General features: G+C 31.9%; 15 protein-coding genes. 8 read left to right on the plus strand and 7 right to left on the minus strand.

What is annotated here, in order from left to right; all coding sequences use genetic code 11:
- Window positions 1-78: 78 nt before the first annotated feature.
- The 4 genes from CHB81_RS24055 to CHB81_RS24070 are packed head-to-tail and all read right to left on the minus strand — an operon-like array spanning window position 79 to window position 2,348.
- Window positions 79-654: a Crp/Fnr family transcriptional regulator gene (locus tag CHB81_RS24055; protein WP_089354369.1), complete on the minus strand. Its 576-nt coding sequence runs from the start codon at window positions 652-654 to the stop codon at window positions 79-81.
- Between the two features lie 16 nt (window positions 655-670).
- Window positions 671-1,447: a hypothetical protein gene (locus CHB81_RS24060; protein WP_089354370.1), complete on the minus strand. Its 777-nt coding sequence runs from the start codon at window positions 1,445-1,447 to the stop codon at window positions 671-673.
- A 16-nt stretch (window positions 1,448-1,463) separates the two neighbouring features.
- The gene (locus CHB81_RS24065; RefSeq protein ID WP_089354371.1) at window positions 1,464-1,931 is read right to left on the minus strand and encodes a hypothetical protein; all 468 of its coding nucleotides are present in this window, start codon (window positions 1,929-1,931) and stop codon (window positions 1,464-1,466) included.
- Between the two features lie 9 nt (window positions 1,932-1,940).
- The gene (locus CHB81_RS24070; RefSeq protein ID WP_089354372.1) at window positions 1,941-2,348 is read right to left on the minus strand and encodes a glyoxalase; all 408 of its coding nucleotides are present in this window, start codon (window positions 2,346-2,348) and stop codon (window positions 1,941-1,943) included.
- A 59-nt stretch (window positions 2,349-2,407) separates the two neighbouring features.
- On the opposite strand from CHB81_RS24070, the gene CHB81_RS24075 reads away from it, so the two are divergent.
- From CHB81_RS24075 to CHB81_RS24085, 3 genes are read left to right on the plus strand one after another with little or no spacing between them, the layout of a single operon-like run.
- Entirely contained in the window at window positions 2,408-2,791 is a 384-nt protein-coding gene (locus CHB81_RS24075; protein ID WP_041516175.1) for an acyl-CoA thioesterase, read from the plus strand.
- Window positions 2,792-2,845: 54 nt separating this feature from the next.
- Window positions 2,846-3,715, plus strand: a complete 870-nt coding sequence (locus CHB81_RS24080) for a hypothetical protein (RefSeq protein WP_089354373.1) — start codon at window positions 2,846-2,848, stop codon at window positions 3,713-3,715.
- A complete protein-coding gene (locus CHB81_RS24085) occupies window positions 3,716-4,150 on the plus strand; it encodes a hypothetical protein (protein WP_089354374.1) in 435 nt (144 codons plus the stop codon).
- Window positions 4,151-4,351: 201 nt separating this feature from the next.
- Here the strand turns inward: CHB81_RS24085 and CHB81_RS24090 are convergent, their stop codons facing one another.
- On the minus strand, window positions 4,352-5,608 hold the full coding sequence (locus tag CHB81_RS24090) for a mechanosensitive ion channel family protein (RefSeq protein WP_089354375.1): 1,257 nt from the start codon (window positions 5,606-5,608) through the stop codon (window positions 4,352-4,354).
- Entirely contained in the window at window positions 5,601-5,888 is a 288-nt protein-coding gene (locus tag CHB81_RS24095) for a DUF3817 domain-containing protein (RefSeq protein WP_089354376.1), read from the minus strand. The genes CHB81_RS24090 and CHB81_RS24095 overlap by 8 nt, the downstream gene beginning before the upstream one ends.
- A gap of 103 nt (window positions 5,889-5,991) precedes the next feature.
- Between CHB81_RS24095 and CHB81_RS24100 the strand changes: the two genes are divergently transcribed.
- From CHB81_RS24100 to CHB81_RS24120, 5 genes are all read left to right on the plus strand, one after another.
- Window positions 5,992-6,525 carry a DUF6155 family protein gene (locus CHB81_RS24100; RefSeq protein WP_089354377.1) on the plus strand — a complete coding sequence of 178 codons (534 nt, stop codon included), beginning with the start codon at window positions 5,992-5,994 and terminating at the stop codon, window positions 6,523-6,525.
- A gap of 108 nt (window positions 6,526-6,633) precedes the next feature.
- The gene (locus tag CHB81_RS24105) at window positions 6,634-8,172 is read left to right on the plus strand and encodes a DEAD/DEAH box helicase (protein WP_089354378.1); all 1,539 of its coding nucleotides are present in this window, start codon (window positions 6,634-6,636) and stop codon (window positions 8,170-8,172) included.
- Between the two features lie 208 nt (window positions 8,173-8,380).
- On the plus strand, window positions 8,381-9,715 hold the full coding sequence (locus tag CHB81_RS24110; protein ID WP_089354384.1) for a DEAD/DEAH box helicase: 1,335 nt from the start codon (window positions 8,381-8,383) through the stop codon (window positions 9,713-9,715).
- Window positions 9,716-9,789: 74 nt separating this feature from the next.
- Entirely contained in the window at window positions 9,790-10,314 is a 525-nt protein-coding gene (locus tag CHB81_RS24115) for a GNAT family N-acetyltransferase (RefSeq protein ID WP_089354383.1), read from the plus strand.
- A 124-nt stretch (window positions 10,315-10,438) separates the two neighbouring features.
- Window positions 10,439-11,713, plus strand: a complete 1,275-nt coding sequence (locus tag CHB81_RS24120) for an NAD(P)/FAD-dependent oxidoreductase (protein WP_089354379.1) — start codon at window positions 10,439-10,441, stop codon at window positions 11,711-11,713.
- A 110-nt stretch (window positions 11,714-11,823) separates the two neighbouring features.
- On the opposite strand, the gene CHB81_RS24125 is transcribed toward CHB81_RS24120, so the two are convergent.
- Window positions 11,824-12,110: IS3 family transposase (locus tag CHB81_RS24125; protein WP_141130429.1), on the minus strand; the 287-nt coding region annotated here is incomplete at its 5' end.

A 12,110-nucleotide genomic window follows, 5' to 3' on the forward strand; every position in this document is an offset into this window, starting at 1 on the left:
TTACCATATAAGTTATATAAGTTCATTTAAACTTGCCTTACAATAACTTATATGATGAAATATTATAGCGAAATCCGACTATTTCTTTTGTGATAATTTGCTTTTTATCCGGCTTAAATGAACGGTGCTTACGCCAAGGTAGGATGCTATATAATGTTGCGGAACTCGCTGTGTGATTTGAGGTCTTTCTTTAATTAAATTAAGATAACGTTGAGTAGGAGAGTCCTTTATAAAAGAAACAAAATGCTTCATGTAATCAAATGTACGTTCAAAAAGCATATTGATAAAACGATCTCTCAACTCTGGAATTTCTTTGATTTCTTCCAGAACTTTATCCAGATCATTTTTAGAAATCCACCAAACAACAGACGGTTCAATAGTTTCAATAACAACCGGACTTGGTAACTTTTTCATGAAACTTTCAATAGAAGCCACACTTTGATTTTCGAAAAAAAACTGAGTCGTTAGATCTTTTCCGTTATTATTAAACCAAACCCTGATGCCACCTTTTTCGATTATAAAAAGTCTTTTCGAAACTTCGCCTTCTTCTAAAAGAATTGTTTTTGCAGGAACTTCAAGCCGATTAAAACATCTCGTATATTCGTTCCATTTTGAATCGTCGATTGGGAATTTATTTCGGAATTGACTGAACATTTATTATATAATTAAGTTATTCCATTGTTACTGTACGCCATTCCTTAACCATTTCTCCATTTCCTCGCATATCAGATATCTCTAGAAATTTAAACTTATTCTTTGAAATTTTCTTGTACAACTTATCGAAATCCTTGAATACTTCATACTTACCATTATTATAAAAGAATCCAAATTGCTCTATAAACTTCCATTTATTATCTTTCAATGTCCAAATTCTAAAAGACTTGAAATTACTTGTACAAGAGGAGTAATATTCTGCTATTTCATTCCCGCCATCTTCATCTATATCACCAATACTAAATATACTTTCCGGATGACAACAATAGGATTCAGTCTGTATTCGCGGTATATCATTATCAGTAAAATAATACGAATCACCTTCTTCACAAGAATTTAAATTTTGTAAAACAAAAACGGAATCTTCTTTTTTATCTCCATTCAGATCGCCTAAATTTTTAAATCCATCACTATAAAACTCTGAGATAATCTTCTTGCTAAATCTAATTGGATAACATTTGTTTTTCTTATCCTCGTGTTGGTATTTAGAAATATCTAGTTTGAATTTTCCTTTTAAAATGGAATCATTAATGTATGAAATATCATTTGAAGTTATAGAATCCTTCGTAGTATTATCTTTTATACTTTTAACTTGTTCTTCAAATGACATGCTTTCCCAAATATTTATTTTTTGGGTCTTATGTTCTTGTTTTATTTCTATCCCGGTTTCTTTTGACTCTTTTTTACAAGACAAAACACTTAAAAATAGTAGCAGAAAGACTAGTTTCTTCATTAATTATATTCTTTATTTAATCCGAATTATATCCTGCTCTAATTGCTAAAATATGTAAGATCACGGGATGTAAAAACTCAAGATTTTCGTCGTTTATATTCAATAACATCTTCGGTTTAGAAACCCATGTTTTCTGTTTTACTTGGGAGATTTTAGTTTCTTTAAAATAGTAAGAAAAATTTCCGTCAAGCGAAATAAAATAATCTTGTTTTATATATAACCTTTTACCGAAACCAAAGATTATTCTTGTATCTGTTATTTCTGATATATTTTTCGTAAACAATTCATTCTGGAATAATATATTATAATAACTATTAAAAAAAGACATTTTATATTTTACCTCTAAAAGTAAAATATTATTATCATTGTAAATCGTTATAATTCTGTTGGTCCAGTTGAATTTTACCTTCGAATAAAATAAAAGTTCATCATCTCTATAAACATACAAACTTTGCTTTTTATCTTGAACTATTTCAATTTCCATTTAAAAAATCTAATTCGAATTCGACTCCAACTCAAACAATTGCACTTGACTTTTCAAACGATCGATTAATAAATTCATCATTCTTTTGTTTAGACTTGACGAGTTCTGAATATAAGTTTCATATTCTTCGATTGTAAAAAGTGCCATGACAATTCCTTTAAGGGAATTTCGGAACTTAATATCTTTCTGAATGGAATTTTCGATGGTTTGAAGTTTCTTTTCGACCGTATAAGAATAAAAGTCTGCCTTGTTTTTATTTACATAATTAACAAAAACAGCGATAAACAAATCATTTTGAAGTTTTAAAATGGGCCTAATAGTCTGATTTTGAAACAACTCATCTGGTGAAGATTGAGCGCTTACAGTTCCTAAAGTTTCGCCTCTGAATTCTCTTAAAAAAGCATCTCTATCTTCCATGTTTTTTCTTTAAATTTAGAAAAAATTCCAATACAAAAATTTTTATTTAAACTAAAATTATGCGATTTCATACCAGAAAATGGGTTAAACCCGAAGACTTAAATCCAAACGGAACTTTATTTGGCGGAAAATTATTAGCCTGGATCGACGAAGAGCTGGCATTATACACCATTATTCAGTTAGAAAACACCAGAGTTGTAACCAAATACATGTCTGAAATCAATTTTAAGAGTTCAGCCCGACAAGGTGATATTGTAGAAATTGGAATTGATGTCGTGAAATTCGGAAATACTTCTTTAGTTTTAACCTGTGCCGTTCGAAATATGATGACGCGTGAAATCATTATCACAATCGACCAAACCACTATGGTTAATCTGGACGAAAATGGTAAACCAAAAGCCCACGGAAAAACCCAAATCGAATTCGTAAAAGATCGTTTGTAATAATAGAAATGATACGTTTTATCAGGAAATTACTAACGATTATAAAAAATGACCATGAATAAACTAATTATTTTATTTGCGTTTTTTACTTCAATAACTTTTGGTCAAAAAATCAAAATAGGAAATCAGGAAAATCAAATAAAAACATATCAGTACGTTTTAGAAAATTTTGATTTAATAAAAAAGAATAACCCTGAAGAAATGATTTATGTAAATTTAATTTTTAATAAACATCGATTCATTGATCGGGTAACGTATTATTCTTGTGCAATAGCAAATGATGATGAAAAGAAAACAGAAACTCAAGTTCCTGCCGCATTAGATGAATTTATTAAAAATTCATTCTCCTTTTTTTTAAATAATATTTTTTTTAATAAAAGTGAGGGCGAAGGCGGTTATTCATTTTATATCCCTTTGAATAAAAAAAATCTTAAACTTGCTATCAATAATATCAATGAAGAAACAGAAAGATTAGCAAAAGAAACCGATAGGGTTGGAGTAATTCCAAATTCTAAATTTAATTTCCAAATCAATAGTTTGTATTTTAACAGAGAAAAAATTGAGAACAAAAAAATTGAAAGTCAATTAAACGAGCTGAATTCTGAACTAATAGAAATTGCTCCGGATCTATATTTAGTCTTTAGAATAATAAAAACAAATCAATTTAAAACAAATATGTCACGAGATTATTTTGAGTACAAAATTATGTATTTGAAAGGTACATCATCAAAATTGTATACTCTGAATCGAAGTGAAATGTTTGATAAAAATGGAATTGAAATTGATGAAGTGCCAACATCCGGAGGAAATGACAATCTCGCAGATTCTATTTGCTCTGATGAAGATGGAGATAATAGTTCTGATTTTATATTTCAAGAATTTAAATTTAATCTGAAAATTCAATTTACAAACTCACCAAAATAGATGCAAAAAAAACCTTTGTTACTTCTCGTCGTCGTTGTTTTTAGCTTTATAATTTCCTGTAATAATAAGGAAGATAAAAGTCAGTATAATCAAGTTATGTATCGCGCTGTACATAATAAAGATACTGCCGTTTTGAGCCTGAATATAAACAACAAACGCTTTTACGGACGTTATGAAATCTCCTATTATAAAACTGGTAAAGATTCCGGAGATGTTAGGGGAGATATAAAAGGCGATACGTTACGAGGTGATTTTCATTATATCTCAAATGGAGGAAGCTGGAAAAGGACTCCGATTGCAATCTTGAAAAAAGAAAACAAACTTTTTCTGGGAACAGGAGTAATTGGAACTTATTTTAATCTTCCGCTTTTTATGCCTGATCAACCAATTGAATATGATAAATCAGAGTTTGTTTTTGAAGAGGTGAAAAAATAAAAAAATAGTTTCAAGTTTTTTTTGTTTCAGGTTTCAAGTTGTATTGTGTACTTAAACACAAAAGTCGCTAAGATTTATGCTATGAACGCAAAGCTATTCCTTGTGAACTTTGCGAAAAAACTTTGCGACCTTTGCGGTAAAATTATGTTCAAAGTAAATCAACCTGAAACCTGAAACAAAAAACAACTTGAAACAAGAGCCTTAATCAAATCTTCCAATTTTCGACGGCAATTCGAATATTTCAAGATCAAAATATTCTACAGAAGCCATAATATGATCAAAAATATCGGCCATGATATATTCGTAGTTTGCCCAGCGTTTATCGCTCGAGAAAGCATAAATCTCTAACGGAACTCCGTGCGCAGTAGATTGTAACTGACGACACATCATATGCATATCTTTATTTAAACCAGGATGTGTAATTAAATATTGCATTATATATTTTCTAAACAATCCCAGATTAGTCATATTTCGGCCATTAAGCGCCAAGGTTTTATCTACGCCACGAAGATCATTGTATTTTATAATTTCAGATTGTCTTGTTTCGATGTAATTGCTTAGAAGCTGGACTTTTTTCATCTGATCCAAATCTTCATCCGTTAAGAAACGAATACTGCTGCTTTTGATCAAAACGTGTCTTTTAATACGTCTTCCGGCAGATTTTTGCATTCCACGCCAGTTCTGAAATGAATCTGAACTTAAGGCATACGTTGGAATCGTGGTAATCGTATTATCAAAATTTCGAACTTTTACCGTTGTGAGGTTAATTTCGATTACATCACCATCGGCACCAAATTTATCCATCGTAATCCAGTCACCAATACGAACCATATCGTTTATGGCAACCTGAACACTCGAAACAAATCCAAGAATAGTATCTCTGAAAATCAAGATAATAATCGCCGAAAGCGTTCCTAAAATCGTCAGTAATTCCCCTTGTTTGATTCCGAATAACTTTGAAATAATGATTGCAACACCAAAAATCCAAAGCACGATCATAATAACCTGAACGAAACTATCGATTGGTTTGTCGCTGTATTCCGGCTTTTGTTTTAGGTAATCGCGTAAAGCATTAAAAATCGTTCTGACAATCCATAAGGTTATCAATACGATATAAACGCCAACGATTTTTCCAAAAACACTTTCCCAATATTCGTATTTATCCAAAATAATTGGAACCGCTTTATAAATAAAGAAAAACGGAATTAAATAAGCAGTGTATTTTGTGGTTTTATTGTGAATTAAATAATCGTCAAATTTTGTTTTGGTCTTCTGTGCAAAAATTGCAGTAAGTGTTACCAAAACAAATTTGGCCATATAATAAATAGCATAAGCCAATGCCACCATAATGGCAATATTAAAGACCAGGCTGACATAAGACGCAAAGTTGCGGCTCATTCCCCAATCTCTAAAAAGAGGGTATAAAAAGTTAAATATTTTATCCAAAAGATTAGGCATTATTTTCTAAATATTTTTTCTCGATATAAAACGTTCCAAAAGGAATAAGAGAAGCTATTTGAATAATTCCGAAAGTTTTTAAATCCCAATTTTGAGGTTTTCTAAGCAAAAATGCCAACAATACGTATCCTATAAATAAAACACCGTGCGTCATTCCTAACGGACGCAATAGGGCATGGTAAAGTTCCGGATTATTGGTTTTAACGAAAAGCATATTGGTAAATAACACTAAATAAGAGATTCCCTCTAAAATTGCAGTAACTTTGAAAATCTTGAGCATGTATATATTTTTTGAGTTTATTCCAGCAAAATTAAGTATTATCGTTGGTTTTTGCGACATGAATCAGGAAAGTAATTTACTTTTGTATTCTTAAACTTTGATAATGAGTAAACGCGATTTAAAAAAATATTTGACCGAATTGACTAAAGAACAGCTCGAAGAACAAATAATCGAGTTGTACGAAAAATTTAGTCCTGTAAAAACCTATTACGATTTTGTCTTTAATCCAAAAGAAGATAAACTGCTTCAGGAATGCAAAGTCAAAATCTCCCACGAATATTTTCCAATCAAGAAACCCAATGCAAAACGACGTCCAAAAGCCAAAATGCGTCGTTCGGTAGCTCAGAAATATATCAAACATTTCATTTTGTTAGGTGTTGATCCATTTGTAATTGCCGATATTATGCTTTACAACATCGAAATTGCGCAAACGTATTCGTCACAAAATTTTATAAAGCAGGAATTATTCTACAAAAGTATATTTAATTCGTTTGAACAAGCCGTAAATTTTTCTATTTCGAACGGAATTTTAGCTGATTTCAAAGAAAGAATTATCGCAATCGAACAGGAAACTATTCAACAAAAATGGAAAAATAAGTATGATTTTGAAGCAATTCTAGACAAAATCCACTTATAAAAGCACTTCTCATAAAAAATCTTATTTAAAAAAAACATTTATTTTAGGTTAAAATAAGATGAATAACTGTTTTTTCGGTGTATTTTTGCAAAAATCCAAAAATAAACAATGTCTCAAAACACTTTAGAAATAGAAAGAGAAGAGAAAAAAGAACTTTATGCATACCAAAAAGGCGATATCGATGCCATTTTTGAACGTTTAGACAATGCTCCTTCGAAACATCATTTATTATATCAATTGCCTACAGGTGGCGGAAAAACAGTGATTTTTTCCGAAATCGTGCGTCGTTATTTGGCTAATAATGATAAAAAAGTGGTTGTTTTAACACACCGTATCGAACTTTGTAAACAAACCTCAAAAATGTTAAAAGGGTTTGGCGTTTCTAATAAAATTATCAATAGTAAAGTAAAAGAATTGCCTGATCAAAACGATTTTTCTTGTTTTGTTGCGATGGTTGAGACTTTGAAAAACCGTATCAATGATGAGAAATTACATCTTGACAACATCGGTTTGGTTATTATTGATGAGGCACATTATAATTCATTCAGAAAATTATTAAACTCATTCAAAAATGCTTTTATTCTTGGAGTAACAGCAACACCTTTGAGTTCGAATATAAAATTACCAATGCACCAGAGTTACGATGAACTTATTGTGGGAGACACCATTAGTTCATTGATCGACAAAGGTTTCCTTGCACGTGCTACCACTTATAGTTATGATGTTGGATTAACATCACTAAAAGTAGGTATCAACGGAGATTATACTGTAAAATCATCAGACGATTTGTATACAAATACCATCATGCAGGAAAAACTTTTGCATGCGTATACAGAACGTTCATTAGGAAAGAAAACCTTAATTTTTAACAACGGTATCCATACTTCATTATATGTATATGAAACGTTTAGAGAAGCCGGTTACGATATTAGACACCTTGATAATACAAGTAGTTCTGAAGAGCGTAAAGACATCTTACAATGGTTTAAAAAGACTCCGGATGCGATTTTAACTTCGGTAGGAATCTTAACCACAGGTTTTGATGAGCCAACAGTTGAAACTATTATCCTGAACAGAGCAACAAAATCGCTAACTTTATACTACCAAATGATTGGTCGTGGTTCTCGTAAATTACCCGGTAAAGACGAGTTTACCGTTATCGATCTAGGTAATAATGCAGCACGTTTTGGTTTATGGAGCGAGCCTGTAAACTGGCAGCATATCTTTAAATCACCTGAGTTTTATTTAGAGAACTTACGTGATGATACTGAGATTGAGTTGTATTTCAAATACAGCATGCCACCGGAATTACGTGCTAAATTCAGTAAAACTGTCGATGTAACTTTTGATGTTGATGAAGAGCATAAACTAATCATCAAACAAAATTTGCGTTCTAAAGTCGTATTAGACAAATCATTAGAACAACACGCCGCAATGTGTGTCGATAATACCGAAACATTACAAGAAGCAAAATCATTAGGAAAAGAGCTTGATGACGATATCGAATGCCGTATCAAACGTTATGCAAAATGTTTGAGCCAATGTAGTAAAAACTATCGCGAATGGCTGGTTGACGATTACAAACTAAAACTAGTTTTGTTAATTGGTAAAAAGTATCGTGAAAAAATCATGAACGAGCCGGATTGATCTGAAAGGGTTGAAAAAGTTTCAGGTTTTAGGTTTCAAGTTGTTTTCTTTGAACATAATTTAACCGCAAAGTTCGCAACGTTTTTTCGCAAAGTACACAAAGTATAACTTGCGTTCATAGCATAAACCTTGCGAACTTTGCGGTTAAGTACACAAATCAAACTTGAAACCTGAAACAAAAAAAAACAAAAATAAACAAAACAAAAAAATGTCTAAACAATTCTCATCATTAGGAATTTCAGCACCAATTTTAAAAGCGTTAAGCGAATTGAATATTGTTGAACCAACAGAAATTCAGCAAAAAACAATTCCGTTACTTTTATCTGAAAGTCATGATGTTGTAGGTTTAGCTAAAACCGGAACTGGTAAAACAGCCGCTTTCGGATTGCCATTATTGCAATTAATCAACACAGAATCTTCTGTTGTTCAAGCCATTATTTTGGTCCCAACCAGAGAACTTGGACAACAAATATTCAGAAATTTAGAGGATTTTGGAAAACATATTCCAAATATCTCTATAGCTTCAACTTGTGGAGGAATCCCCATTAAGCCACAAATTGAACGTCTTACATCTCCAACACATATTGTTGTAGCAACGCCAGGACGTTTAATCGATTTAATTCAGCGTAAAGCAATTGACTTAAAACAAGCCGAATATTTAGTGTTGGACGAAGCCGATGAAATGGTTTCGATCCTAAAAGAAAGTTTAGACGAAATTGTTGCTGAACTTCCTAAAAAACACCGCACATTATTGTTCTCTGCAACTTTACCGGGAACAATCAAACAATTGATTCAGAATTACTTAAACAAAAATGTAGTTCAAGTAAGTGCCAACATGGAAACTGTTGGTAACCAAGGAATTGATCACGAATATATTGTAGTTGATCCAATTGAAAAATTGGACGTTTTAATGCATTTTTTGAATTCAAAAGAAGGAGAGCGCGGAATTATTTTCTGCAAAACTAAAGCTGCGGTCAACAAGTTGGCTAAAAATCTGGCTATAAACCGTTTTTCTTCTGGAGCACTTCATGGAAGTTTATCTCAGGGGATTCGTGACAGAATCATGGAACAATTCCGCGAAGGACATATTAATATTCTGGTTGCTACAGATTTAGCTGCAAGAGGAATCGACGTAAAAGAAATCTCTTATGTTGTAAATTATCACTTGCCGGATACTTACGAAACTTATGTTCACCGTAGCGGAAGAACCGCAAGAGCAGGAGCAAAAGGGCTTTCATTAACCGTTTTACAAGAGGAAGAAGTAGCTGAAATCCCTGAATTTGAAAAAGAATTAGGTATTAAATTTACTAAATTCCAAAAACCTTCGGCTGTAAGTTTAGAAGAAAACAACACGCTTTTATGGGCAAAACAAATCTTTAAAACAAAACCAAATCACGATATTTCTACAGATTTAAAAACTAAGGTAAAAACTGTTTTTCATCATCTTACTAAAGACGAATTGATTGAAAAACTACTTGCAAATTACGTTTTACAAAACAAAGTCGAAGTAGCGGAGAAGCCTGTTAAAAAATTCAAAAAGTAATATTTACTGTTACTCTTTTCCCGATTTATATCGTAATTTTATAGAGTACAAACATTCTATAAAAGTAAATTATGATGCCTGATATTGAAGTAAAAAGAATAACAATAAATGAGCTTGCACAATTGCAAAAAATTGGCAGACAAACTTTTCAGGAAACTTTTTCGGACTCAAATTCCGAAGAGAACATGAAAAATTATTTAGACGAAGGGTTTTCAACCGAGAAACTAACTGCTGAACTTAATAATAAAGATTCCGAATTTTATTTTGCCACTCTTGAAAATAACGTAATAGGTTATTTAAAAGTGAACTTCGGAGAATCTCAAACCGAATTAAAAGACAATAAAGCACTGGAAATTGAACGAATCTATGTTTCAAAAGATTTTCATGGCAAAAAAGTTGGACAATTACTGTACGACAAAGCTATAGAAGTTGCCAGACAAAAAAACAATGAATATGTATGGCTAGGCGTTTGGGAAGAAAACCTGAGAGCAATCAATTTTTACACAAAAAATGGATTTGTTGAATTTGACAAGCACGTTTTTAAATTAGGAAATGACGAGCAAACAGACATTATGATGAAACTTAAATTAACAAATTAATTCTACAAGAATCTAAAAGAAAACTCAAATTGGGTTTCGTATGTAGAATTATAATGTTAAATTTATACAACTGCAAAAGCAGAATAGTTTTACTCATGAATCCTATTTAAATAGACAACATAATATGAAAATAGTCATTATAGGAGGTGGTTTTGCAGGAATCAATCTTGCAAAAGAACTTGTAAACCATCCTCAAATACAAGTAACACTTGTAGACAAAAACAATTATAACTTTTTTCCACCACTTATATACCAGGTTGCGACCGCATTTTTAGAACCCTCAAGTATTAGTTATCCCTTTAGAAAATTCTTTGCAGGCAAAAAGAACCTGCAATTTCGTTTAGGAGAATTACTTTCTGTAGTTCCTGCCGAGAATAAAATAATTCTGAATAACGGTGAATTAACATACGATTATCTGGTTTTTGCTACTGGAGCCGAAACAAGTTATTTTGGCATGGAAAACGTAATGAAAAACGCCATTCCGATGAAAACCTTAAATGATGCCATCGAAATGCGTAATGCATTGCTTAAAAACCTTGAAAAAGCCGCAATTACCAAAGACATGCGCAAACGTCGTAAATTATTGACGATTGTTGTTGCCGGTGGAGGACCAACAGGAGTAGAGGTTTCAGGAATGTTTGCCGAAATGCGAAAAAATATTCTGCTTAAGGAATATCCGGAATTAGAAACATCAGCCAGTAATGTTTATTTGGTCGATGGGGGAGACGCACTCCTCTCGCCTATGAGCGAAGCTTCTCAAAAAGATACTTTAGAGGCGCTTACAAAACTTGGGGTTGTTGTTAAACTGCATACCCGAGTTACAGATTATGTTGATGATACTGTATTTTTTGAAAACGGAGAAACTATCCAAACCAAAAACTTAATTTGGGCAGCCGGAGTTTCTGCCAAACTATTTGACGGAATTCCAAAAGAAAGTTACGGCCGTGGAAGACGTATGGCAACAGATCAATATAATAAAGTAAATGGTTTTGAAAATATTTATGCTATTGGCGATACTTCAATTTTAGCTGGCGATAAGAACTTTCCTGACGGACATCCACAAGTGGCTCAGGTTGCTATTCAGCAAGGATTGAATCTAGCTAAAAACTTTAAAGCTTTAACTCAAAACAAACCTCTTAAGCCATTCGCATACAACGACAAAGGCTCTATGGCAATTATCGGAAAAAATAAAGCTGTAGTTGATTTACCAAGTCCAAAGTGGCATTTTAAAGGTTTTTTTGCCTGGATTATTTGGCTGTTTATTCACTTAATTTCTTTGATAACATATAGAAACAGATTGAATACTTTCTGGAACTGGATGGTCGCCTATTTTGCCAGAGATCAATCTTTGAGAATGATTATCAGACCAGAAAAAAGATCTTTAGAAGATAAAGTTTAATTCTAAATACCAATTCTCAAATTGCAAATTCCAATTGCAATTGCAGATATAAAACATAAAAAAGCCAGAATCATAATAGACTGCACCCAAAAGTTTAGACAAATTTATAATTAAGTTTGATAATAATGAGCTCGATATTTTATCGGGCTCATTTTGTTTAAATTTGATTTAATTCTTTCGTTATTGTAATATATTATATACTTATTAATTTCTTTTTTTAATTGTTCTATTGATTTAAATTTTTGGGTATAAAACATTTCAGATTTTAATATTCCAAAGAAGTTTTCAATAATTGCATTATCTAGGCAGTTTCCTTTTCTTGACATGCTTTGTTTGATTCCTTTTTGTTTTAATAAAAGTTGGTAATGATTCATTTGGTATTGCCAGCCTTGGTCTG

This window comes from Flavobacterium sp. ov086 (assembly GCF_900187965.1).
In the GTDB taxonomy this organism is placed as follows: Bacteria; Bacteroidota; Bacteroidia; order Flavobacteriales; family Flavobacteriaceae; genus Flavobacterium.